We start from the raw sequence: 23028 nt of genomic DNA, 5'->3' as shown, positions 1-23028 counted from the left end.
AGTTGCCTGCGTGTCACGACCACAGTCCTACCGGGTTCCACCCCGCGAAGAGGACAGAATCCCGGAACTGATCACGACATCACACAGGCCCTAGGGCGCTTGGGTAATCCGGAGCCACCACCTCAGGTGTTGGCCGGGGTCTGCTTCGGTCTTGCCGGAGTGCTGGCTACTTGGTGGTGGGCTCGACGGCTTTCCAAAAGGCCGCTTCTCCTTGTCGAGAGTGAAGTGCCGCGCGGGACTTGGTGGAAGCGGTTGTCGCTCACGGAGAAGACTCAAGTCCTTGTGGTCGGGATTCTCCTCTTGTCAGCGGCCGCTGCCATCGCCGCGCTTTTCCGACCGGAGCACTGATGTGCGTCGCGTGCAGCCGGGCGACGCTCACTTGTAGGCCATGCACCGAAGGTAGAGCCCGGAGGCCGTCCGGCGCACCGGACCTTCTCCGGGCTCCGCTTCCGAGGTTGCTCAGGCGGTCCGGTGGACCTCCGCCTGGTCGTCGCTCTGCCTGGCCGGCCTCAGGAGGAGGCGGCCGGGAGGGGTTCGGGAAGCGCGGCGTCCTCGGCGGTGAGGGTGGCGAGGGTGAGGGCGAGGCGTTCGGCGAGGTCGGCGAGATGGGAATCCGACGCGTCGGCGCGGGAATCGAGCGCCTGTTCGGCCGCGGCACCGCGAGCGGGTCCTCACCCAGAAACCGGCCGACGTAGCGGACCGTGCAGATCTGCACCGCCATCCCCAGCCGGTGCGCGTCCGTACGACGCAGCGCGATCAGATCACGGCGACTCCCGCTCGATGCTCGGCTATATGCAGCGCGAAGACGGCTGGGACGACAACGCCTCCGCTGGCCTCACCTGAGCCAGCGCCACCGAAGCACCTGCCAGCCGGGGTTGGCCTCGTTAGAACCAACGGGGCCAATCCCGGCTGACGTTGCGGTGACCGAGACGTGTACGGCCGAGGGGGCGTCAGCCGGTCCGACGCACGCACCCGGACACGAGCTCGACGAGGCCGTGCGCGCAGACCACGGCGAAGCCCGCCGTGGTCGGCACCCCCTCGGGCATGTAGCCCAGGCCGAGCGAGGCCGCCATCACCCCGGACAGGGCCCGCAGGACGTCGAGCGGGCGCGGAGGCCGCCACGCGACCGGGACGGGCCGCCACGGCGAGACCGGGCACTACACCTCACACCCCTTTAGACCTGTTGGACCCAACGCCTCCGATCATCCACGCAGGCCGGGGGGCGGTCCTATGCCCCCGGCGAACCCATCTGCGGCGGCCCCAGCCCGAGGCCCAAGGGGACTGATCCTGGGAATGCCGAAGGGCCGGACCTGATCGGTCCGGCCCTTCCGCCGAGTACGGGCCGTCAGCCGAGGCGGCCGACGTGGATGACCACGATGGTGACGGTGGTCTCGGTGATCTCGTACAGGACCCGGTAGCGCCCGACATCCATCCGGCGCAGATCAGGAGAGCCGTACTCGGCGCTCCCCTCGGGCCGGGGCTGCTCGCCGAGCAGGTCGACTGCGTCCATCAGCTGCCGCAGCCCGTCCGGCTCGTCCTTGAGGAACCGCGCGGCCGCGTCGATCGCGGCCTCGTCCCAGGTGATCGCGTACGTCACCCGCGCTCCAGTCCGAGCCGGGCGCGGACGTCGTCATGCGGGACGCCGGCCGTGGCTGTACCGGCGCTTTGGCGGCCGCGGTAGAGGGCGAGGGCCAGGGCGTCCTCCAGGTCGGCGAGCTCCTGGGGGTTGATGAGCACGGCCGCCGGCTCGCCGTGGTCGGTGATGGTGATGCGTTCGCGGGCGTGGGACGCGCGGCGCACGAGCGACCCGAACTTGGCGCGCGCTTCTGTGATCGGCAGAGTGTCACTCATGTGCAGAACTGTACACTTCCCGCACCTTCTGTCAGGAGGGTCGCGCGAGAAGGATCCGGATACGTCCGCCGCACCCCGGACGACGAGGCCTGAGGCGGTCAGCCCTGTTGGACTCAACAGGGCTGATGTCGGCAGGGCGCCCGCTCAGGCTGGGGCGGGCTCGGGCGTCGCGGCGGGGGCCATGGCGTCGATGCGGTCGCTGCGCCAGAGGATGATCTGCGTTGTGTCGTAGCCGTACCAGCCCGTTCCCCGCGCTACCCGTAGCCGCGGGTCGGTGCGTTGCCAGTGGGCCAGGCGCTCCTCGTCCTGCGGACAGATGTTGTACGGGGCGGAGGTGATGGCCGCCGGGCGGGAGTCCTTCAACCAGGTCACGCTGTGGTCCATCCAGCCCCGGTCCGAGCCCGACGAGCCGTATCGCTTGCAGGGGTCGCCGTGGCCCATGCGGGGGCGGCAGCGCTGGCTGGCCTCGCGCACCAGCCACAGCGGGCAGCAGCCGGCCGGGCTGAGCCGCAGCCCGTACCGCTCCGCCCACGCCACCATGCCCTCCTGCCGGGCCCGGGTCTCGGCCACGCGCCGCTCGAAGCCCTCGGGGTCCCTGCGCCGCTCCATATACCCCGGCGTCTCCAGTCCGTAGGGCCAGCGGATGCCGTCGCTGTGCCGCCCGAGGACGGCGGCCGCGCGGTCGAAGGAGTCGGGCATGGTTCCGGTTCCGTTCGTTCGGCCCGCCATGGGACACCGGAGAGAAGCAGCTCAGGGCAGGTTGGATCTGTTGGACCTAACAGGTCTGGGCACCTCAGGAGGAGACGGCGTCCACCAAGGGCTCGGGGATCGCGGCCCACATCGGTGAGGTGATGGCGGTCATGTCGGGCGCGAACTTCGCCAGGGTGGGCATGAACCGGTCCGGCTTGCCGTTGACGCCGTGGATGACCCGCACCGGCCTGCGCGTGGTGTTGGCGAGGTCCTGCGCCTGATCCATGACGGCGGTGACCGTCTGTGGGAACCGGCCGCCGGCCGGGACGATGACAGGCCCAGTGCACTCTGGTCCGGTGCGCCCGACGAGGACCTCGGCCTGCCAGCCGATGGGCTCGCGGTGGTAATTGACCATGACCTTCAACACCCACGCCTGCGCTTCGGCCTCGGTCAGATCGTCGATCCCGTCACCGCCGTACAGCTGCGCCAGGCGTTCCTCGCCCGGGCCGGGCTCCGCCGCGACCTGAGCCATCCACTCCTTGAACTCCGTCATAGCCCGGCAACGAGCCAGCAGCTTTATGGTCGCTCCGGATGGCGTCCGTTCGGGGGAGCGGGCAGGCCGCAGCGGGCTACGGTCCCCAAGGCGCATATCGCATATGCGGATGATCTGCACGAAAGACCCTCCGATCAGGGCTGATTCGCTCCCGGACGGGGTCAGACCGCCACGGAACAGCCCCGAGGCGGGGCGTGAAGGGGTTCAGGAGCGCCGATCTCCGGAGATGCGCCGGGGAGTGCGGTTCATGATCCGCGAGCCGCACAGAGCCACTCGGGGTCTCAGTAGTACTCGCCGAAAAAACAACGGAGTAGCACGTGACCTGGCCCGTTGCCGTGGTGTCGGTCGGCTCGTTGGGCTGACTGGGTGAGTCCGGCGACGGGATGGGCGGGCAGATGGCCACGAGGGTGTTTTCCGACGAGGAGTTGGAGGCTCTGCGGTCGTTTCCGGCGATCGGCAAGGACGAGCAGCTCACCGGCGACCCGGCGTGGCGCGAGCGGGCCCTCGGGTGGATCGACGGGTATCACGACGGCCACGGGCACGGGCCGAGCTGGCGGACATTCTGGCGCGAGCCCTCCCTGTGGCCCGAGGACGCGACGCTGTCCCTGCTGAACACCGTGATGCGCCAGCTCGGCGAGGGCGGCCACCTCGCCGGTACGAAGACCCCGTTCGGGCTGCGCCGGCGGTGACGGCCCTGTTCTCCCGAAGCTGCCACGAAGTGAGCGTCGGCCGGGTCGGGGCCTTGCTGTCGGCACTGGTCGGCCTCCTCGGCGCGGTGGGCGGCGGCCTGGCCCTGGCCCGCCCCACCAGGCAGGGACACGTCGTCACCTGGGCCCGGCGGAACGGAGCCGTCACGGCTCTCGCGGCGGGTCTGATCGCCATGGCCGTCGGCGGGACGGCCGCGGCCACCGCCGAAGGCGGTCTCGGCACCGGCAACGGGCTCGGCGGCGCCTACTTCGCCATGCTCCTGGGCCTGATCGCCGTCACCCTCGGCTGGCCGGCCCGCTCCCGTTCCCGCCGAACTCGCTGATCTCCTCGCGAATCCTCGGCAAGGCCCCAGCTGTACTCGGCGGGCCACCCCCGCCGCAGCCCTGGTCAGAGCACTCACAGTGCGTTGACGAGCAGCACCGCGAACCCCGGCCGACAACGGGACAGACGTCGGCGAGCCGCTCCCCGGCGACACCACCGGCCCCCGGCTGCGCCGGTACGCCGACGCAGCCGAGTCCGTACGCGACACCTGTCCTATCTGAAACTCAACGATGCCGCCGAAGCTCTGCCCCGTGTCCTGGACCAGGCCCGGGCCGAGCGGATGACTCTCACCACGGCCCTGGAGAAACTCCTCGAGATCGAAGTCGAGGCGACTGAGGCCCGCAAGCTGTCCTCCCGGCTGCGGTTCGCCTGCCTGCCAGAACCATGGACTTTGAACGATTTCGACTTCGCCGCCCAGCCCGGCGTCGACGAGAAACTCATCCGCGATCTGGCCACCCTGAGGTTCCTCGACAACGCCTCCAACGTCCTGCTGGTCGGCCCGCCCGGCGTCGGCAAGACGATGCTGGCCGTCGCACTCGCCCGCTCTGCGGTCGATGCCGGCCACCGCGTCTACTTCACCACCGCCGCCGAACTCGCGGCCAAGTGCCACAAGGCCGCCCTCGAAGGCCGCTGGTCGAGCATCATGCGGTTCTTCGCCGGCCCCCGCCTGCTCGTGATCGACGAGCTCGGATACCTCCCGCTGCCGGGCGACGGTGCTTCAGCCCTCTTCCAGGTGATCAACCAGAGGTATCTGAAGTCGAGCACGATCCTCACGACCAATGTCGGTATTGCCAAAGCGCACATGTTCCGGCGAACCTGTGCCAGGCGGCGCCGAAACTTCACGAGTTCCGGCAGCAACTCGGATGCTGCATGATCGAACGATGCTGGTCGAACTGGTGAAGGTCGCAAAGTACCCCTGGAGCCCCTGGCTGGCCCAGATCCGGACCCCGTTTGGAGGGACCATGGTCCGCTGGTGCGGCGACCAAGCCGCGGAGCCGGGCAAGTACCACGTCGAGTGGACGGTCGACGAGGACATCGCCTGGGGGCGGAACGCGAAACCGGCCGTCGGCGTCGGACCGGGAGTTCGACCCGGCGGGCACTGCGTTGTCCTGCGCGGCCGGCTGAACGTCACAGTGGACGGCGCCGCCGTGCTGGACTTCGATGGCACGCAGATTTTGCTGGACCTTGCTGACCCGCTGCCCGAAGGCGTTGACGGCACGTGGGTCGAGCTCTACATCGAGCGCGAGAAGATCGCTCTCTACCCGTACGAACTCTGACCAGACGTCAGTCTTTGGTCGTCGCCCACTCCGCCAAGCGGGTCTCATCAATGCGGTCGGACAGATAGATCATGGTGGCCTCGGGATCCATGCCGAACGCGGCGGCAACGAGCTTGGGGTCCATGGTGTTGACCAGGTCGAGCAGTCGAGTGCAACGGATCACGCGGGGCGGGAAGCCGCAGGCGTCGAGGACGTGACTGACATAGGCGGTGGACGCCGGGCCCCGGCCGGACTTCGTCTGGCGGGTGACCATCACATGCGGGTTATCCGTCCGCTGGTCTTCACGGTGGGCCAGGCAGCTTTCCACTGCCGCCCAAGACGGCGGATCCAAAGGAATCGGATGCGGGCGGTCTCCGAGCCGGACAGTCCGGGCACGAAAGTCGAGGTCACCGGACTGCAGCATCTTGACCTCGCGGCTTGAAGCGCCGTGCAACAGGGCGAGCATGCCCAGCAGCGCTTCGTGTGGGTGGACAGCCGGATCCATTGTCCAGCGGCGGAACAGCACACGTTGCTGGTCAAGCGTCAGCGTCGCGCCAGTGAAGCCGCTTGGTCCTCGGGCGGTCAGACCGCGGGCGGGATCGATGAGGACGATCTTCTGGGACCGCGCGAAGCGGAAGAACTGTCCGAGCACGACCAGTCGACGCTTTCGGGCCTTGGGCGAGCCGGCCAGGAAAGCTTCGAGATCGTGCACATCGGTCAGCGCCCAGTCCCGCTTGCCGCGCTCACCGGCGAGGAACAGGGCGAGGTCACGCACGATGGCCAGTGCGGCTTCGATGGTGGCATCGGTGCGGGGCAGCGTTCCCGCACGCCGGGATCGCTGACGCGAGCGGATCATGAAGTCGGAGAAGGCCTCCACCGAAGGTCGTAGGGTGTCGGGGACCGCGAGGACGCGGCGTTGCCGGCGGCCGACCGCGAGCCGCTCGGCCTGGTCGGTGGCCATGGCCAGACCGCGACTGGTGAAGAAGGTCTCCAAGGCACGGGCGAGGGAGCCCATCGAGCGGCCCGGGCGGCGGGAGCGTTCGAGTACGGACTGGGGGAGGTTGGGCTGGCCGTCCCGAAGAAGCCGCCCGAGGGAAGTGATCATCGTGCAGGCCCGGCCGACGGAGTACTTCGCGGCGAGATCTATCGTGAAGTCCTGCAGCCAGTCGGGCGGATTGTCGAGTTCCGCGATGAGGTTCTCGGCTCGGACGAAGGGGCGGTCGGGGTGGCGCTGCCAGCAGGCCGAGCACAGCCCCAGGCCTGCGTGCTTCCGTACTCTCCCGCATTGCTCGCAGGCTCGGGGCGGCTGTTTGGCCTGCCGGGGACGCGAGCAGTGCCCGCACCAGCCGGTGTCCTCGCGGAGATATCCGGGCCGCTTGCAGCGAGGGCACGTGGCCTTGGCGGCGTCGCGTTCGGACTCCCGCAGGCAAGTGCGGCAGAGAGCCGAGGATTTACTCCGCACCGGGTGCCCGCATACGGTGCATACGCGTGAGCAGGTGATGCACCGGCCGGTGCCTGCTTGGAGGACGCGCTGCTGGCCGCACCGGGGACAAGCGGCCACGGTCGCGGCCTCCTTCTGCTGGGCAGTGCAGCGGCAGTAGTAGTGCCGGTCGATGAAGCCGACCGGGGCTCCGCAGCCGGTGCAGTCGCTCTGTTTAACGCCCACGATGCCGCCCTCTCCACGTCACAGAGGCGGCATCGAACGGCCCCGCGCGGAGACTGCCTTCGGCAGGTCGGCGACCGGCCGCATCGGGGCCGCGGGACGTTCGACAGGGGTGGTGTCGACCTCGAACAGGTCGTTGGGGGTGCATTCCAGCGCGGTGCACAACGCAATCAGCGTGGACATCTTCACCTGGGAGGGCTCCTTGCTGAACAGTGCGGACACCGACGCGGAGGACATCTGCAGGCCGGCCCGTTCGGCCAGCAGCCGCTGCAGCTGGGTGCCGGTCCAGATCTCGCGCTGGGCTGCGGCCATCCGCAGGCGCCATCGGATCTTCATGCGGAGCTGTCCCCCTCGGCGGTCAGTTCGCCAAGCGTGGTGGTCACCGCGCGGCGATAGGCATCCTCGATGAACGTCGCGGAGGGACGGACATATCTCATGGTCGAACTGACCGTCCAATGACCAAGGAGCTGCTGGATAGCCACCAAATCCACACCACGCTCGTAGTTGTGCGTCGCGCAGGCCCTCCGCAGGGCATGCGGACTGAACCGGTCGGTCGCCGGACGGCCTTCGAGTTCCATCAGATAACGCAAACGGTTGCGGATCGTCCCACGGTGCAGACTCCCGCCGGATTCGTCCGCAAACAGCACCGGGGAGTCGGGGAACCTCCCACGGACGTCGTCGAGAAACCAGCGCAGGACAAGGTCGAGCCCGTCCAGCATCGGCACCCAGCGCGGCCGGGGCCCGGAGGTGCGGGCACCTTTACCGAACCGGACGTGGAGTTTCCCGAACGGTCCCCGCGTGAAGTGGAGGTCCGGGCGGTCCAGAAGCGACACCTCTTCGGACCTCAGGCCGGCGTGATAGAGGGTCCGGAACATCGCATAGTCCCGGGCGGCGGGTGCGTACTTTCGGGCGGTGGCGATCCGGGCCTTGAGGAAGTCGAAAAACTCCGCGACCCGCTCGGGGGTCGGCGGCGGCAACTGGGCCGGGGAGTCATCACCGACATGCCGGGACGCGTTGAACTCATCGACTGGGCAGACCAGGCGGACGCCGAACCCCGCTTCGATCTCGACGGCTGCGGACCTGCAGGAACCGGTGGAAGCCCTTGAAGATCTGCACGTACTCGCGCCGGGTCGAGGCGGCCCGCCCGGCAAGGGCGAGGTCGCCGACGACACGGTCGATGTCTTCGGGAGTGACATCCCAGGCGGGCCTGCCCAGCGCGGTGAGCGTCCGTTCCAGCAGGCCGATGTCGTTCTCAACCGTCACCGGGCTGAACCCACGGGCCCTCGATGAGGCAACGAACGCCTCAACGCAGTCGGCCTGAAACTCCCACGGATCGGCGGTCACCGATTCCAGCAGGACAGCACCACCCTGGACCACCCTCAACTGGGATGCCACCGGCACACCTTCCTCGCACCTGACCCTTCAAGGCAGCACCTGGAGAATCCGGGCACCACCACGAAGACCAACGAGGACAGCAGAAGATGGATACGGGCCGGTGGCAGCAGCGATCCACGAAAACGAACATGTGCCAGCCCCAGATGACTGGGCCGGCGCCTTCGGCGACGCCACCGTTGCCGCCGCGATGCTCGACCGACTCCTTCACCGCGCCGCCGTGGTCGGCATCGACGGCCCGTCCTACCGTCTTCGCTCGCACCAGTCCCACTCCGACAACCTTCGCAGGGCGGTGACCGGACGTGCTGGTTGAATTCCGGGAGTGCCCCATCTGCTGGACGTCATTCCAGGTCAACCCCAATGCCGCGGCCCGGCACACCTACTGCACACCCCGCTGCAAAGCAGAGGCAGGCCGGCGCCGGCGCCGCGAACGCGGCGAAACCGCTGACGCTGCTGAGGGCGAAACGATGACGCCAGCGTCGCCAGACCCGACGCCACTCGCGCCCACGGCCGTCCGGAACTGCCCACACTGCGACAAGCCCGTCACCATCGTCGCCCTGCTGGCCACTCCCGAAGCCGCACGACCCACGATCCCAGCAGCAGCCAGCCGGGACGTGATCCCTATGCGCAGAAGCTGACACCGTCCGAGGGGAATCGGCACGACATGATCAGCCGCTGTTTACTACTGTCACACCGGAAAGGATGTGGACATGGCACTGGTCAAAAAGGGATCGCGGCTCATCACCGTGGATGGCACCACCTACCGGTGGCGACTCCGGGGACGGCCGACCTACGACCAGGGACTGGTCCAGTCACCCCTTACTTACGCAGTCGGACACGCCGAGACTTCCGGCCACACTGGTGGTCACCACCAACCAGCCGCACCCGAACAACTGGTTCGGGACGCAAGGCAGCCCGGTCCTGCCCCCTCAGGTCGCTGACAGCATCCGCACCGCTCTCACCGCCGGCTGGACACCCGAGAACCCCGGCTCACCGTTCCACCTCGACCAGTCAGCTGGCTTCGTCTCGTCCCACTGACCCACCCGCACTCAAGGACTCACCGACCCAGCCATCGGTGGGTCCTTCTGCTTTCCGCTCCCCACATTCCCCAGTTAGTTCACTCCGTGAACCAACTGGGGCGAAGAGCCGCAGTGAGGAAAATTCGAGATCCGCATCAGCAACCACCTCCTCCTCAAGGGCGCCCGGAAGAGCTTCTGCTGGAAGGACTACCGGGACCTGCTGGTCCGGGCCCACATCCAGCTCGGCGGCCCGATCGTGGTGGTCTGGGACAATCTCAACACCCACCTGGCCGCCGGACTGAAACAGTACGAGGCCGAACACGACTGGCTCACCACCATCCGCCTCCCGCCTTACGCGCCCGACCTGAACCCCGTCGAGGCCGTCTGGTCACTCGTGCGCAGAGCAATGGCAACACCGCCTTCGACACGCCCGACGACCTCGACCGTGTCCTCCGCCGCGAGTTACGCAGAATCCAACTCCGACCCCACCTCATAGACGGCTGCCTCACCGTCACCGGCCTCACCCAACCGCCCCCTGAAAAGCTCAGTAGCCACTCGCAGTGCCGGTCACAGCCTCACTGCCGCTGATCTGGGGAATCCTGAGGGAACTCTGACGCGTTGACGGCTGGGACCGTTTGCTGGGTCCTACTGTGCTGGTCGGCACGCAATTGCGCCGGTGCCGTCAGGGTTAGGACGCGTATGCCAGCCCACTCGCAGGACGAATCGTCGGATGGTGACAGTCGTGGCTCCGTGTGGCTGTGGTCGCTGCTCGGTGTCTTCGCGGCGTGTGTTCCCTGTGCGCTGCTCGTGGTGGAGAAGGCTGGTTCCGCTCTTTCGCCGGTGCCGCTCGTCCTTGCGATTCTTGCCGCGCTCGCCGGGTATGTGCTGGCAGTCCGTGCCGTGGTGGGGGAGAAGTTCGGACAGCGTTCCCGCCGGTCCCAGATCCTGGTGTGGGCGACGGCCGCGGTCCTCTTCCTCGGCAGCGTGAGCGTGCTCTTCGCATTCCGTCCCCCGCCGCCCCCACTCACCCGGATGAGCGGGGCGCGTGACGTGGCCGTGGTCGGATTTACCCAACACGAGGGGCGCCGGGACAAGCGGGTCCTGATCGATCTTGCGGACACCTTCGCCCACGACATGGCGGGCCGTATCCCCACCGCGACCAGCGTCCGCAGCTACGCCGGCGAGGTGTCGTTCCCGCTAGCCGAACTCCAGGGAACCCACGGGGGCGGGCTGGAGCGGAAGACTGCCAGGTTCGCTGACGAGACCAACGCCGAGATCGTCGTTGGCGGCCTAGTGAGTATGGACCCGGCCGGCCAGACTTCACTGCGGCCAGCCGTCTATGTCAGGGCCGATCAGGTCCCGGACTCGCCCGAGCTCGCCGGCTGGTTCCTCAGCGGACCAATCCTCGTCGCCCGCGGCTGGGAGTCGGCACGAGGCCGCTCCCAGCTGAGCGCGGAGCTGACGCGCCGACTCGGCACCCTCGCAGAGTTCGTCGACGCCTTGGACACCTGGCGCAACGGCAGTCCCAAAGAGGCCGCCCGGATCCTCGACGGCCTGCTCGATCTGAAGCGACAGGCCAGCAGGGACGGCTTCGTGCCGCTTGATCTGGTCCGGCTGTTCCACGGCCATGCCCTCCAAGACCAGGCGACCGGCCAGACCAGCTCCAGCCGCCAGAAGCTGCTGGAGGCAGCCCGAGCCGACTACCTCGCTGTCGACAAGGACTCGCCTGCGGGGTGGCGCTCTGCCCTCAGCCTGCAGGGCAACACCTACCGCCGTGCTTTGGGCCCGGCGCACAACTGCAAGCCAGGGACCGTCCACGCACGGGATCTCGCTCAGGTGTCGCAGGCGATGCGCGCCTTCGCCGAGGACCGGGACATCACCGAACGCGGACGGCTCACGGCCACGGTGTACCTGGCGCAGGTTGAGCAGTGCAGAATCACGGCCGGGTTGGTGAAGGATGACGGCACGGTGGAGCGGGTCGTAGCGACAGTCCGAGCCGCCCAGGACGTCACCGGTACCGCTGACCTCCTCGCGTTCGCGGAGTCCATCGTCGCCGTCCAGGCCGCGAGCCGTGGTGATATCGAGGCCGCCGTCGGCCACATTCACGAGGCCATCGCGCACGAACAGGACCCGGTCCGACGGGCCATCTGGCACGGCCTTCTGGCCGCCTGGAGCCTGGACCGCTGCGATCTGGCAGGCGGCCGTGCAGCCCAGCAGGACGCGTTGCACCAGCTTGCTGCAGCAGAACAGGCAGGCCGGGCGAGCAAGGAGCTCCGCCACCAATACGAGCAGGCCTTCGCGACGGAACTGCTTCAGGCCGAGCAGACCTGCGAGGCCCAACGAGGGCAAGACCCATGAGAGGACGAAGGGTGAACAGACGTCTGTCGTGGTGGCTGGCCGGGCTGTGCGTGATCGCCATCACCAGCTGCACGGCGGAGCACGAACCCTCAACGCCATCGCTTACGAAACGCGGCAACGCGACTGCCACACGGCCAACACCATCGAGCCATGGCGCCCCGGATTTCCTGCTGTCCCAGCAGTTTGACCTCGGGGGGACCGGCGGGACTCGGTTTGGCTGCAGCGAGGACCTGAAGGATCGTCCGACCGACCGTCCACTAGTCTGGTTGACGTCGAGCGAGGATGAGAACGTGCGGGCAATCCTGAACACAGAATCGCTTCTGTGTCTGTACGGGTTTCCGAAGAACAAGCCGATCACGGTCACGGTGACAGCGGGAAGTCGGGCCTACACCACTCCCATCAGGCCCGTAAGCGAGTTCAGCACCGATGGAGGAGGTGGCGACCTCTTCAACGGACGGCCGATCGAGGTCCAAGACCTCGGCGACGGCGTGCTGCAGAGCGGATTTCTGTGGTTCTTCCCGCCCGAACCGGCTCGCGAGGCCATCGCCCTGGACGGTCGACTCCGTCTGGCAGCAAGCTCGGGTGATCTACGTACTGCAAACGAGGTACCACTGAGCTGGGAAGAGGGGGCCGGCGCTACCGAGGCAGAGTGGAAGCGCCACCAGATCGCCGTCTACGGATATCCGCCCGGCACTCGCGTCCCGATCGGGCTCTACCGAGTACAGAACGACCAGGAAGACACGGGAGACGAACTCGCGGTGCTGGAGCGTCCGGTAGGTGAAGTTGTCATGCCAGAATCACGAATCGCGGTCTTCACCATCCCCCAAGACGTGTTCCGCATCATCAGCGTGGAGCCCGAGTGGGGTGAGGACTACTACTGCCTGTCCGTTCCAGGCGCCGAAATGCGGCAGCCGCCGACATGCGTCAGCTAACGCCGAAAACAAAATCCCCCACCCCGACATGGCGGTGGGACGCCTCGCCCAGAGCCTGCGCACCGTCCGCTCGAACGCGGGCCTCACCTATGACCAGCTCGCCCGCCGCGCCGGATACAGCCGCGCCACCCTCCAGCGCGCGGCCTCCGGCGAACGCGTGCCGCCCCCGGAGGTGGTGCGCGCCTACGCGATCGGCTGCAATGTCAACCCGGGACTGGTCATGGGCCTGTGGCACCAGGCCCAGAAGGAGAAGGTGCGCCATACCAGCGGTGCGCACTCCTCCGACGCTCCGCGTCTGAACATGGCCCGGGACGAGGCCGACCTCGGTGCGGTCCTCGCCGGCCTCCACGACCGTGTCGGCGCCCCCTCGCTCCGAGTGATGCAGCGCCGTACGGAGCTGGCCCCGGGCATACAGCGCTTCTCACGCTCCACACTGCACCGGATCATCCGCCGCAGGCTCATTCCCCAGACCCGGGAGCGGATGGAGGCCTACCTCGTCGCTTGCGACCTCGCCCCGCACAAACGCCCGGCATGGATGGAGGCATGGAAGCGGGTGCGCGCCACCGCGGAGAACGAACGGGACCGGCGCAGACGCGATGAGCAGGCACGCGCACGGGAGGTGGACACGTTCCTGGCCGGTCCCCGCAGCGACGAGGCGGCAAGGCGCCTGATCAGGAAGGCCGGGTTCGCGCCGACCGAGAAGTTTCCCGGCCCCCGCCAGCCATGGGGTGCTCGCTGCGTGACATGCGGGAAGTGGGGCCGGTTCCGGCTGGCACAGATCATCCTCGGCGAAGCCGGGTGCGTGGTCTGCCGAGCTGCCCACCTAGGCAGTCCCGAGCCGCCCGCGGCCGCGCAGCACCTGCCGGTCCTGGTGAGGGGAGCGACCTCGGCATTCGACTGCCTGCCGAGGGCTGGATCGCCCTGACGCCGGTGGCTCCGCAAGGACGGCTCGGGCACGGCGGGGCTGGCCGGCTCGGACGGGCTGGGTGGAGACCAAGCTCCGCTGGGGTCTGGCGGCGGACGACCGCGAGCGCGAGGCGCTGCTTGGGCTGGTGGAGGACTGCCCCGGCGCGACCGTCTCCTACGAGACCGCGTAGTAGGACTCCTGGGGCGGCGGCCAGGCGGGAGCCGAGCCTGAACCGCACTCGCCGGCGGCCCTTGTGATCTTCTCGGGCTGGGTGTCGTCGTCGAGCACCGCGAGCAGGACCATCAAAGCCCTGGCCTCGTCCTCGCTGTTCAGCTTCAGCCGGGTCTCGTTCACACCGTCGAGCAGTGCGTCCAGCATGTCGTCGTCCATGCCGACAACAACGCCTGACAGCCGCCGTCGTCACAGGCGCGTCGGGCTGAAGTCCGCTTCGTTGCGTCCGGGGGCGGTCGGGCCTTCGCCCGTGGCCTGGGCCGGCCGGTTCGGCAGGTCGTGTGCGGAGGGTGGTGGTGCCGGTCTGCATGGGTGTGGCGTGCCGCAGCTGGTTTGCCGTGGCACGCCGTTCGGTTCAACTGGCGGCAGCTCACGCACCCTGTGGGTATGGCTGCCAAAGCGGACTAGCGGTGGTGGTGTCCGCGGCGGCCCCAGGACTGGGTGTCGATGATGTTGCCGCGGTTGTCGCGGAGGGTGGCGGTGTCGCGCTCGTCCCAGATCTGGTGGCGGCGGTCCTGGTAGACGTCGCGGCGGGTGTCGCGGCCGTGGCCGGTGTGGACCTTGACGCTGGAGCGGCCGTCGAGGCGGAAGTCCCGGAAGCGGTAGCGGTTGCCCTGCTTGTCGGTGAGGGTGAAGCCGCGCAGGTCGACGCTGTGGCGGCCGGTGTTCTCCATCCCCCTGCGGAACCTGGACAGCGGGACCCTGGCAACCCGGCCCCAGGGCGAGCCCATCTCGGGCGGGGGGTCCGGCATGCCGTCCTGGCCGTGGCGAAGGGTTGGCAGGAGTGGATCGGCGGCGTCGCATCCGGTGCTCGCCGCCGTGCCCGGTCACTCCAGGACATCGGGGGTCCCGGCGCCCTCCGCCACTCCCGCAACGATCCCGTGGCTGGAGGGGGGCGGCCCGCCCTCGGCTCTCGGTATGTAGAGACGGCCCCGGCCGGACGCCGCACGGCTCGCCCCGGAGGCCAGCAGCTTGTACCAAGATCGGTTCTGGTTGTCCAGCCACGTATTCGAGTGGCGTGACGTGTGTCCTCCGGCAGGGTTTATTTGAAGTACGTCCTCACCGGGGAATTCCCGGAGAATATGAGGCCGAAAAATTATCCCAGATTAGTTTTCGGGACAGTTTTCAAACCTCTTAAATTCCGAATGGAGAATTCCCATGCGCAAGCTGCTCTCGACTCGTCGTGTTGTTCTGGCCGGTGCTTCCCTGGCGCTGGTGGGTGGCGGAATCGCCCTGCCGGCGACCGCGATGGCCGCGCCGGCCGCCGTCCCGCAGGCCGTCTCCCTCCTCCCCAGCGACAGCGCCGACGGCATCGGTACCGGCGGTGACGCCAACGCCGAGAACACCACGGTCGGGGGTACCGCTACCGGCGGAAGCGCCAACTCCGGTGTCGGCGAGTGCAAGGGCAAGTGCACGATCACCACTGGTGCCGCCACCGGCGGTAACGCCAGCGCCGACGCCATCAACACCGGTGACGCCACCTCGGTGGGCGGTGACGGCACGGGCACGGGCGGCACCGTGAGCAAGGTCAACAAGCAGGTGATCAAGAACCAGCTCAAGCAGGACCTGAAGGCGAAGCTCGGTAAGTGAGCGACGACATCCCCGCAGCCCCAGAGAACAGCCAGACGCCGGAGCGGCCACAGCCTCTCCGGCGTCTGTCGGCGGTCCTCGCGGCGTCGACTTTCGGAGGCGGACACAATGATCGCCGCTCATTCGTTCAGCAGGCAGGCGACCCTGGAAGGGAGGAGCGATCGTACGGAAGGTTCCGCGGTGACGTTGCAACCGCCGGTGGAGCCGATGCTGGCCCAGACCGTGGAGTCGGTGCCAGGACCCAGCGTGCTGGGCGAGCTGGCGTTTGAGCAGAAGTTCGACGACTACCGGGCGCTTCTGTTCACCCCCACCGGAGCGGGCGGCCGGCTGCTGGTGCAGACCCGGCGCGGGACGCTGGTCCAGGACCGCTTCCCCGATCTCGTCGCCGCCGCCGACCAGCTGCCGGACGGCCTGGTCCTCGACGGGGAGCTCGTCGTCTGGGACCCGCACGCGGGCCAGCTGTCGTTCGAGGCACTGCAGCGCCGCGCTGCCGCCCGCGGCCGCAGCGCGCGTTCGCTCGCCGCGTCCCTGCCCGCGTTCTTCATCGCCTTCGACATCCTGCAGCAGGACATGACCGAGCTGCTGAACTACCCCTACCGGCAACGCCGCGCCCGACTGGACGCCCTGTTCACCACGCACAGGCTGTCAGCCCCTTGGACGCTGTGTCCCATGACAACGGACCTGGACAAGGCGAAGGAGTGGCTGGAGTCCTGGACCGATGTGTCCGGTGTCGAGGGCATCGTGGTGAAAGCCATGAACCAGCCTTACCGGACCGGCTACAGAGGCTGGTACAAACTCAGACGCCGGGACACCACCGAAGCGATCATCGGCGCCATCACCGGCACCCTGAACCGACCCCAGCTCCTCCTCCTGGGCCGCCACAACCCACACGGCCACCTCCGCCCCATCGGCCGCAAGTCCATACAAACCCTTGATCATCTCGCGGTGGCCGCACGCATCAGGCGTCGTAGTAATCGCCGTCGTCAACCTGGACCTTCGCCTCCAGAACCTCCGCCACCGCGCATCGTCGCGATCACCGCATCGCTGGGTTCTTGGACACGATCCGCCCGGCGCTCCACCACATCGGGGCCACCGCGAGGCCGGGATCGGCAGCGACCGCCGCTTCCCAATCCGCTGCGGTGATGTCCTGGCCCTCACCGTCAGTTGTATCCGCCTGGTTCGTCGCCTGCCGTCTTGACCTGCTTGCGGTAGGCCCCCGGCGGCGACCCGAAGTGTCGTTTGAAAGCTTTGGCGAAGGCGAACTCCGACGTGTACCCCGTGTGCTGTGCGATTGTGCTCAGCGGGGTCGGCGTTTGGTGCAGCAACCGCGCCGCTGTGGCCATCCGCCAGTTGGTCAGGTAGGTCAACGGCGGCTCGCCGACCACCGAGGCGAAGCGGCGGGCGAACGCCGCGCGGGACAGCCCGGCGCGGGTGCCCAGAGACTCCACGGTCCAGGGATGGCCGGGATCGTCGTGGATCGCCTTGAGGGCCGGGGCGACTGCCGGGTCGGTCAGCGCGGCCGCCCAACCCCGGGTCCGCTCCTTCGGCAGTTCGGCGTACCACGACCGGAGGATGTACAGCAGCAGCAGATCGATGAGCGCCGTGACGACCGCGTCCGAGCCCGGCTGCGGCGCGTGGAACTCGGCGCACAGCTGATCGACCGCCGAGCGCAGCACCGGGTGGCGGCCGGGAACCGCGGGGAGGTGGATGACCTCCGGTAGATCGCTGAACAGCGGATGCGGGCGATCAACGTCGATCGCGTACGCGCCGCACACCAGCACCGTGTGCGGCCCTGGTCCGTCCACGGTGACCTGGCCGATCGGCGAGGAACGGTCCACGCGGTCCGGTACGAAGTCCACCGGATCGCGGTCCGGCACGTCGCACAGGGTGTGTCCGCTGCCGCGCTGCAGGAACACGATGTCGCCGGGTCCGAGCGCGAGCGGTTGGCCGTGCGGTGGCAGCAGGTGGCAGTGCCCTTCCATGACCACGTGGAATCCGGCTCCTGAGATGGGTTGGAACTTCAGGGCCCACGGGGCGTGCGCGTTGGTGCGAGTCACCATCGGGCGTCCCGTGCGCAGGACTTCGAGGGTGTCGCTCAGGATGTCCATAGCACCACTCTAGTGTCTGTATAGCGAGACGATATGACAGGGAATCGAGATCTTAAGGCATTCATCGTCTCGATGTGGAGGCGTAAGTTCTTGCCATGGCGGTTGCCGAACCCCGGCACTGCATCGACGAAGGAATGGATCCCATGTCTCTGGCCGGCAAGAAGATCGTGATCATCGGTGGAACCTCCGGCATCGGCTTCGCGGTAGCCCAACAGGCCGCGGCGGCTGGCGCGGACGTCGTGGTCGCCTCTAGCAATCAGGACCGCGTGGATGCCGCGACGAAGCGGTTGGGCGAGCCGGCCGAAGGCCGCCGCCTGGACGTCGCCGACGGCAACGCCATCGCCGCGTTCTTCGAGCAGGTCGGGGAGTTCGACCACCTCGTCTACACCGCGGGCGAATCTCTGCTGATCAAGCCGTTGGTCGACACCACCCCGCAGGAGGCCAGGGCCGTCTTCGAGCGCCGGTTCTGGGGCGCGTTCCTCTCCGCCAAGTACGCTGCACCGCGACTGCGCGACGGCGGCTCGATCACTTTCAGCTCCGGCGTCCTGGCGATCCGCCCCCTGTCCGGAACCGCGCTCGCGGCAGGTATCACCGGCGGCATCGAGGCCCTGTCCCGGGCACTCGCCGTCGAACTCGCCCCTCTGCGCGTCAACGTGATCCAGCCCGGTGTGATCCGTACCGAGCTGTGGGACGGCAGTGTCCCGGACCCGGAGGCTTTCCTCCAGGGTGCCGGGTCCGAGCTGCTCACGCGGCGTGTCGGCACTGCCGAGGAAGCCGCGGCGGCCTATCTCTTCGTCTTGGCCAACGCCTACGTCACCGGCACGACGCTCGCGATAGACGGCGGCGCGGCACTGGTGTGACATAGGCGCCACACATAACAGCCAACGGAGCAACGCCGCACCGACGCGACGTGTTCCTTGCCGCGGCAGTCGACGACGCGAGGCCGACCAGACGTGCGGATGCGAGCCGCCCGGCCCGAAGCGGAGACTGGTCGACCTGACCGTCCCGGAGATCCGCCGTCTGATCGGCGCACTGTTCAGCCCGCCGATCACAGCCCTGAACGCACTCCTGCACTGGTCGAACTGGCGCAGAAGCCACCAAGCTTCGGCACGTCGCAGCCACTTCCGGCAGCGGCTCTCCGCCCCCTCCAGCGCGTAGATCGCGAAGTCACACTGGAGTACTAGGGGGCGGTGGCGTAGCCGGCGTCGATGGGTTCGAGGGTGACGACGTCGTCTTCGCGGCCGGCGAAGAGGTCGTTCCACTCGGCGGGCGGGGCGTCTGGTGCTGTGTGGGGCGCGGTGGGAGCAGGGGCGGTCGTCTCTTCTTTCTCTGGTGCCCGGGGTCGGGATCCGGCGGGTCCTCGCAGGATGACGGGTGCGGGGCGGTGGGCGCCGGGCGCTGGCTGGCGTTGGAGTACGCCGTGGGGCGGGACGACGGCGATCTGGTGCTGTGGCGCGCGGACGGGTTCCACGGGCGGATTCGCGGCGAGGAGCAGGGACAGCAGCACGGTGGTGGACTGGTCGGAGAGGATCTTCGCTGCCTTGTCCAGGCGGTGCAGCTGGTCCGCGGGCAGGGACAGCGCGAGCGCGTCAGCCTGGTTGCCGAGGTTGATGGGGATCGCGACGCAGACTTCGCGGGTGGAGTATTCCTGGAGGTCGAACTGGGGGGCGCAGGGCCCGCGACGGTCGATGTCCTCGAAGAGACGCTGCCGGTCGGTGATGGTTCTGGAGGTCAGGGGAGGGGTCCGGTGGCGTGAGAGATGGTCCATGCGCTGCTCGTAGGGCAGTTGGGCCAGGAGGCTTTTCCCGACGGCGCTGGCGTGCGCGGCGAACTTGAAGTCGACCCACTCGTAGACGCGGGGAGCTTCGGGGCCGTCCGAGAAGCGGGAGATGTGGATCTCACCGTCGGCGTAGTTGCTGACGTACACGGCGGCGCCGACGGCGTCCCGCAGGGTGGCGAGATTCTCCTGGAGCGCGGCCTCGGCCAGCCCGCCGGCGGGCTGGGCCAGGATCTGCAGCTTCGGGCCGGGCAGGTATCCGCCGTCGTCGAGACCCGCGGCCATGCCCAGCTGGCACAGCCAGTGCAGCAGCCGCTCAAGAACCTGCTTGGGAAGACTGGTGCGTTTGGCCAGCTGGGCAGAGCTGAGAGCGACGGAGGATCCGTGCAGCACCTGCAGGATCCGCAGAGCCCGCTCGACGGCCTTCCACTGCCCCGGAGCGGGCCCCCGGCCCGGGACCTGGCGGGCGGCCACCAGCTGCGGCGCACGCAGAGGCGACCCGGAGAACCGGGCGCTGCGTCCCGGAAGCGGTCCGAGGCGGAACGCGGACCAGACCTCGTCGGCGAACTCCGGGTCCTGTGCCCCGATGGCCGGCACCGGCCGTCCGCTGGTCTGCGCGAGAAGCACACGCGCATCGCCGTGGCCCAGCCGTGCCGCTTCCCCGACCAGGTAAGACACATCGCCCTGGGACCCGGGAGCCCTCACACGGTGCACGACGGCCGCCAGACGGAACAGGGCACCAGGGTGACCGTGCTCGGCCGCCTCACTCAGCCAGTCCGTCGCGGCCTCCAGATCGTTCCGGCGCAGCGCCCTGGACCCGAGCTGGTAACAGGAGTTGGCGTGGATACGTGCCTCCAGCAGCGTGCTGCCGGCGAGAGCACCGGGCTCGACCCCGGCCCAGTCGCCTTCCGGGCGGTCCCAGAAGTCGGCCGGTCCCTGCAGCTGTGCCATCAAAGCGGTGAGCCGATCGGCGACCTCGGGCTCGTCACGGTGCTCGCAGGGACCTTCGTTCCTCGCTTCATTCACCTGAGTCCCCTTCCCCCTGTTGTTGCTGTTTCCGCTTCCTCTTGAGACGAATATGACTCCGGAGTTTGTGCCGCAGCTCCCGGATCGCTCTGGTGCGCTGGACCTGGACCTGCTTGCGAGGTATGCCGAGCTCGGCACAGATCTCGTCGTCCTCCGCACCGCCGCTCTGCAGCTCCACGACCGCCCGCCGCTGCGTGGGAGCCATCCTTTGGATGGCGCGGATCACGACATCCAGGCCCTCGTCGCCCCTGCCCAGCGGCACGACAACACGGTCCGCGCCATCGGGGCCCTCGTGACCGAGAGGCACCCGGCACCGCTTGCGCAGGCTGTCGACCGCCAGATTCCGCGCCGTGCGGATCGCATACGGGACCGGATCGTACTCCGGCCCGAGCTGCTCCCGCAGCCATTTGCGTGCAGTGCGCTCGTAGGCGACCTGGACGATGTCCTCGCGCTCCGCCGCCGGCACATCCCTGAACTTCGCACCCAGCATCCGCCCGGCCTCGGTGCGATAGCGGGAGTAGGCCTTCACCAGCTCCTCGCCCACGGTGTCCTCCCAGCGAGGCGGTACCTGGCTGGCAGGCTCCTCGGCTACCACAGGCCATGCTCCTTGTGGCCAGCCGCCACCGCGAGAACGGGCCCGACCGTCCAGACGGTCAGTACACCTCCGTCCGCGGCTTCGTACCGCAGGACCTGCCGCTTGACGCGGCCGCCGGCCCCGGCCGGGGGGCCGGTCAGACATGCGCAGGTAGTGTTGGGTGGCTTGCGGCGGGCCAGGCGCCACACGGCACCCAGTGCGCTGAGCGCGCTCACGGCGGCCGGCAGGTACCCGGCCATCTCGGGGAGCGACGACATGCTGGGCTCCAACGGATCGAAGGTGTCCGGCGCGGTTCGTGCCGGCACCTGTCCTACGGATCAGCCCCCACCGAAACTAACAGCCGATCACAACTGCCCCACACTGACCGGTCACCACTCGACCGGTGATCAGATCCGAGCGTCCGCGGAGCGCATGTGACACAGCCAGCGGCTGCGGGCATCGAAACTGCGGCCCTCGGTGACGGCCTGGCCGGCAGGCACCCGCCCGATATGAGTGATCGTTTCCGCAGTGAATCAGACCGCCCGCACGGGTGAGTTGGCTGCTCACGCCCTGTCGCAGACCAAGCGAGCCGCGCTACACCCACCCACGTGATCAAGAACCTGATGCTGCGCGGCCTGCCCGCACTCACCCTCGCCGCCCTGCCGCTGCTCACCACCGCCCCCGCCTCCCACGCCGCAGGCATGCGGCCGACCGCGGCTGCCACGGTCGCCTCTTCTCCCGCCGTACCGGGTGCGCCGGGAGTGCGCGCGCCGCTGCCGTTGTTCGAGGCGATCGACCTGATGCCGGTCGCGGAGGAGCACCGGGAGGGCTACAAGCGGGACCTGTACAAGCACTGGAACAAGGGCCTGATCGCCTCCGACGGATGCGATACCCGCAAGGAGGTCATCTTGTCCGAGGCGGTCGTGGCGCCGCAGGTCGCGGCCGGCTGCAAGCTGACGGGCGGGTCGTGGCGCAGTGCTTACGACGACGTGGTCGTCACGGACGCGGCCCGCCTGGACGTCGACCATTTCTTATCTGCACCTCCGACGGCTTGACCTACAGTTCTTGCTGGTCAAAGCGTCAGCGGCATGCCGTTCGCGGGTATCGCGGGCCCAGGGAGAGTGTCACGTCAGGTTGAGTGTTCTCTGAATGGCTTCTCGTACCGAGTCGTCCGTCTCGTTCGCCAGGTGTTGGCTGAGGGCTTCTCGTCGCTGGGTAGGTAGGCGCCACGCCTGCGGAGTGCGCGTCGTCATCAGGATGGCTGCGAGGGAGCGGACGCTGGGGACCGGATCGGCGAGTGCCGTGGTGAGTAGGTCTCGGCCGTGTTCTCCCTGGGCGGCCAGGGCGCGCAGGATCGTTTCTCGGACGGCTGGGTGAGTCTCTGCAGTCAGCGCCTGCACAAGTGTGCCGGGCAGGTCGATGCTCGGGCCCGGGTGGGTGATGAATGTGTAGGCGGCGGCTCGCCGCCTTGTCGCGAGTTCGTCGTCCAGGAGTGTGGCCACGAGCTGGACCTCGTTGCCGGCCATCTGGTCGGCGAACCAGGTGAGGTCCCGGTGTCCGGTCAGGACGAAGTCGAGCCACCGCTCGTACCAGGACAGGAAGTCAGAGTCGGCATGAAAGCGGGGAGCGAAGAACCCTTCGTCGTTGACCTCGACCAGGCGCCCGCGCCCGGAGCCTGTGACGACCAGCAGCGTGAAGTCGCTGCAGCCCCGGTAGACGATCGTAATGGTGCCGGGGAAAGAGCCTGTGAGCTCGCCTCGGTCATCAGGACCTGTGGGGACATCCAGGTCGGGGACAATCGGGAACGGTTTGGCGAGCTGTCCCATGCCAACCTGCCCGGCCCACCGCTCCATCGGCAGCAGCCCATAGGTGGGACCGTATCCACCGTGGCCGATTCGGGTGAGGAACTGGCGGAACTCCTCGGGCAGTCGGACACCGTGGCTGTCCTCGAAAGCCGAGATCTGTGCCTCGGTGAGAACGGGGCCGAGTACGGCCTTCTCAGTTCCCGGGAGCATGGCGAGCTTGCCTTGGATGCGGGCGATCCTGTCGTCCACCGGTACTTCTTCTCATGT

General features: G+C 68.3%; 29 protein-coding genes and 1 pseudogene. 13 read left to right on the top strand and 17 right to left on the bottom strand.

What is annotated here, in order from left to right:
• Positions 1–259: 259 nt before the first annotated feature.
• The 6 genes from ACGFYQ_RS38220 to ACGFYQ_RS38195 form a co-directional block, all read right to left on the bottom strand.
• On the bottom strand, positions 260–721 hold the full coding sequence (locus ACGFYQ_RS38220) for a hypothetical protein (RefSeq protein ID WP_393751354.1): 462 nt from the start codon (positions 719–721) through the stop codon (positions 260–262).
• A 229-nt stretch (positions 722–950) separates the two neighbouring features.
• Positions 951–1073, bottom strand: coding sequence for a hypothetical protein (locus ACGFYQ_RS38215; RefSeq protein ID WP_393751352.1), 123 nt, complete (start codon positions 1071–1073; stop codon positions 951–953).
• 272 nt (positions 1074–1345) lie between these two features.
• Positions 1346–1597: a type II toxin-antitoxin system RelE/ParE family toxin gene (locus ACGFYQ_RS38210; protein WP_393751350.1), complete on the bottom strand. Its 252-nt coding sequence runs from the start codon at positions 1595–1597 to the stop codon at positions 1346–1348.
• A complete protein-coding gene (locus ACGFYQ_RS38205; protein WP_393751348.1) occupies positions 1594–1851 on the bottom strand; it encodes a type II toxin-antitoxin system Phd/YefM family antitoxin in 258 nt (85 codons plus the stop codon). Before ACGFYQ_RS38205 ends, ACGFYQ_RS38210 begins: the two co-directional genes overlap by 4 nt.
• Positions 1852–1995: 144 nt before the next feature.
• Positions 1996–2550 carry a hypothetical protein gene (locus tag ACGFYQ_RS38200; RefSeq protein WP_393751346.1) on the bottom strand — a complete coding sequence of 185 codons (555 nt, stop codon included), beginning with the start codon at positions 2548–2550 and terminating at the stop codon, positions 1996–1998.
• A 94-nt stretch (positions 2551–2644) separates the two neighbouring features.
• Complete coding sequence (locus tag ACGFYQ_RS38195; RefSeq protein WP_393751344.1) at positions 2645–3073, bottom strand: hypothetical protein; 429 nt, start codon at positions 3071–3073, stop codon at positions 2645–2647.
• A gap of 416 nt (positions 3074–3489) precedes the next feature.
• Between ACGFYQ_RS38195 and ACGFYQ_RS38190 the strand changes: the two genes are divergently transcribed.
• The 4 genes from ACGFYQ_RS38190 (at position 3490) to ACGFYQ_RS38175 (ending at position 5400) form a co-directional block, all read left to right on the top strand.
• The gene (locus tag ACGFYQ_RS38190; RefSeq protein WP_393751342.1) at positions 3490–3783 is read left to right on the top strand and encodes a hypothetical protein; all 294 of its coding nucleotides are present in this window, start codon (positions 3490–3492) and stop codon (positions 3781–3783) included.
• Positions 3784–3812: 29 nt separating this feature from the next.
• Entirely contained in the window at positions 3813–4124 is a 312-nt protein-coding gene (locus tag ACGFYQ_RS38185; protein ID WP_393751340.1) for a DUF6223 family protein, read from the top strand.
• An 84-nt stretch (positions 4125–4208) separates the two neighbouring features.
• Positions 4209–4997 (top strand): ATP-binding protein, encoded by a 789-nt coding sequence (locus tag ACGFYQ_RS38180; protein WP_393751338.1) that lies wholly within the window; start codon positions 4209–4211, stop codon positions 4995–4997.
• A gap of 7 nt (positions 4998–5004) precedes the next feature.
• Entirely contained in the window at positions 5005–5400 is a 396-nt protein-coding gene (locus tag ACGFYQ_RS38175) for a hypothetical protein (protein WP_393751336.1), read from the top strand.
• Between the two features lie 7 nt (positions 5401–5407).
• Here ACGFYQ_RS38175 and ACGFYQ_RS38170 read toward each other — a convergent pair whose 3' ends face one another.
• The 4 genes from ACGFYQ_RS38170 to ACGFYQ_RS38155 form a co-directional block, all read right to left on the bottom strand.
• Positions 5408–6340, bottom strand: a complete 933-nt coding sequence (locus ACGFYQ_RS38170) for a tyrosine-type recombinase/integrase (RefSeq protein ID WP_393751334.1) — start codon at positions 6338–6340, stop codon at positions 5408–5410.
• A gap of 723 nt (positions 6341–7063) precedes the next feature.
• Positions 7064–7378 carry a helix-turn-helix domain-containing protein gene (locus ACGFYQ_RS38165; RefSeq protein WP_393751332.1) on the bottom strand — a complete coding sequence of 105 codons (315 nt, stop codon included), beginning with the start codon at positions 7376–7378 and terminating at the stop codon, positions 7064–7066.
• Entirely contained in the window at positions 7375–8019 is a 645-nt protein-coding gene (locus ACGFYQ_RS38160; protein ID WP_393751330.1) for a tyrosine-type recombinase/integrase, read from the bottom strand. Before ACGFYQ_RS38160 ends, ACGFYQ_RS38165 begins: the two co-directional genes overlap by 4 nt.
• 43 nt (positions 8020–8062) lie before the next feature.
• On the bottom strand, positions 8063–8437 hold the full coding sequence (locus ACGFYQ_RS38155) for a hypothetical protein (protein ID WP_393751328.1): 375 nt from the start codon (positions 8435–8437) through the stop codon (positions 8063–8065).
• 100 nt (positions 8438–8537) lie between these two features.
• Here ACGFYQ_RS38155 and ACGFYQ_RS38150 point away from each other — a divergent pair, with 100 nt between their 5' ends.
• From ACGFYQ_RS38150 to ACGFYQ_RS38130, 5 genes and pseudogenes are all read left to right on the top strand, one after another.
• Complete coding sequence (locus ACGFYQ_RS38150; protein WP_393751326.1) at positions 8538–8747, top strand: ATP-binding protein; 210 nt, start codon at positions 8538–8540, stop codon at positions 8745–8747.
• Positions 8748–9601: 854 nt separating this feature from the next.
• Positions 9602–10041, top strand: a pseudogene (locus tag ACGFYQ_RS38145) (transposase).
• 111 nt (positions 10042–10152) lie between these two features.
• Entirely contained in the window at positions 10153–11811 is a 1659-nt protein-coding gene (locus ACGFYQ_RS38140; protein WP_393751324.1) for a hypothetical protein, read from the top strand.
• An 11-nt stretch (positions 11812–11822) separates the two neighbouring features.
• On the top strand, positions 11823–12743 hold the full coding sequence (locus ACGFYQ_RS38135; RefSeq protein ID WP_393751322.1) for a hypothetical protein: 921 nt from the start codon (positions 11823–11825) through the stop codon (positions 12741–12743).
• 28 nt (positions 12744–12771) lie between these two features.
• On the top strand, positions 12772–13668 hold the full coding sequence (locus ACGFYQ_RS38130; protein ID WP_393751320.1) for a helix-turn-helix domain-containing protein: 897 nt from the start codon (positions 12772–12774) through the stop codon (positions 13666–13668).
• A gap of 156 nt (positions 13669–13824) precedes the next feature.
• Here ACGFYQ_RS38130 and ACGFYQ_RS38125 read toward each other — a convergent pair whose 3' ends face one another.
• A complete protein-coding gene (locus ACGFYQ_RS38125) occupies positions 13825–14040 on the bottom strand; it encodes a hypothetical protein (RefSeq protein WP_393751318.1) in 216 nt (71 codons plus the stop codon).
• A 245-nt stretch (positions 14041–14285) separates the two neighbouring features.
• On the bottom strand, positions 14286–14555 hold the full coding sequence (locus ACGFYQ_RS38120) for a lamin tail domain-containing protein (RefSeq protein ID WP_393751316.1): 270 nt from the start codon (positions 14553–14555) through the stop codon (positions 14286–14288).
• Positions 14556–15039: 484 nt separating this feature from the next.
• On the opposite strand from ACGFYQ_RS38120, the gene ACGFYQ_RS38115 reads away from it, so the two are divergent.
• Together ACGFYQ_RS38115 and ACGFYQ_RS38110 are read left to right on the top strand one after the other, a co-directional pair.
• Complete coding sequence (locus tag ACGFYQ_RS38115) at positions 15040–15471, top strand: hypothetical protein (protein ID WP_393751314.1); 432 nt, start codon at positions 15040–15042, stop codon at positions 15469–15471.
• Positions 15472–15579: 108 nt separating this feature from the next.
• Complete coding sequence (locus ACGFYQ_RS38110; protein WP_393751312.1) at positions 15580–16614, top strand: ATP-dependent DNA ligase; 1035 nt, start codon at positions 15580–15582, stop codon at positions 16612–16614.
• 17 nt (positions 16615–16631) lie between these two features.
• Here the strand turns inward: ACGFYQ_RS38110 and ACGFYQ_RS38105 are convergent, their stop codons facing one another.
• Entirely contained in the window at positions 16632–17579 is a 948-nt protein-coding gene (locus ACGFYQ_RS38105; protein ID WP_393751310.1) for an AraC family transcriptional regulator, read from the bottom strand.
• A 143-nt stretch (positions 17580–17722) separates the two neighbouring features.
• On the opposite strand from ACGFYQ_RS38105, the gene ACGFYQ_RS38100 reads away from it, so the two are divergent.
• Positions 17723–18439: an SDR family oxidoreductase gene (locus ACGFYQ_RS38100; RefSeq protein ID WP_393751308.1), complete on the top strand. Its 717-nt coding sequence runs from the start codon at positions 17723–17725 to the stop codon at positions 18437–18439.
• A 320-nt stretch (positions 18440–18759) separates the two neighbouring features.
• Here the strand turns inward: ACGFYQ_RS38100 and ACGFYQ_RS38095 are convergent, their stop codons facing one another.
• The 3 genes from ACGFYQ_RS38095 to ACGFYQ_RS38085 form a co-directional block, all read right to left on the bottom strand.
• Positions 18760–20307, bottom strand: a complete 1548-nt coding sequence (locus tag ACGFYQ_RS38095) for an IclR family transcriptional regulator C-terminal domain-containing protein (RefSeq protein WP_393751306.1) — start codon at positions 20305–20307, stop codon at positions 18760–18762.
• 67 nt (positions 20308–20374) lie between these two features.
• Positions 20375–20926, bottom strand: a complete 552-nt coding sequence (locus ACGFYQ_RS38090) for an RNA polymerase sigma factor (RefSeq protein ID WP_393751304.1) — start codon at positions 20924–20926, stop codon at positions 20375–20377.
• Positions 20927–20970: 44 nt separating this feature from the next.
• On the bottom strand, positions 20971–21234 hold the full coding sequence (locus ACGFYQ_RS38085) for a hypothetical protein (RefSeq protein WP_393751302.1): 264 nt from the start codon (positions 21232–21234) through the stop codon (positions 20971–20973).
• A 330-nt stretch (positions 21235–21564) separates the two neighbouring features.
• Between ACGFYQ_RS38085 and ACGFYQ_RS38080 the strand changes: the two genes are divergently transcribed.
• On the top strand, positions 21565–22011 hold the full coding sequence (locus ACGFYQ_RS38080; RefSeq protein ID WP_393751300.1) for a hypothetical protein: 447 nt from the start codon (positions 21565–21567) through the stop codon (positions 22009–22011).
• 69 nt (positions 22012–22080) lie between these two features.
• Here ACGFYQ_RS38080 and ACGFYQ_RS38075 read toward each other — a convergent pair whose 3' ends face one another.
• The gene (locus ACGFYQ_RS38075; protein ID WP_393751298.1) at positions 22081–23010 is read right to left on the bottom strand and encodes an SMI1/KNR4 family protein; all 930 of its coding nucleotides are present in this window, start codon (positions 23008–23010) and stop codon (positions 22081–22083) included.
• Positions 23011–23028: the final 18 nt, after the last annotated feature.

It is taken from the genome of Streptomyces sp. NPDC048258 (assembly GCF_043201995.1).
Classification (GTDB): Bacteria; Actinomycetota; Actinomycetes; order Streptomycetales; family Streptomycetaceae; genus Streptomyces.
The sequence above is the reverse complement of the archived record's forward strand: the minus strand, read 5'-3'. Positions and strand labels throughout refer to the sequence as shown.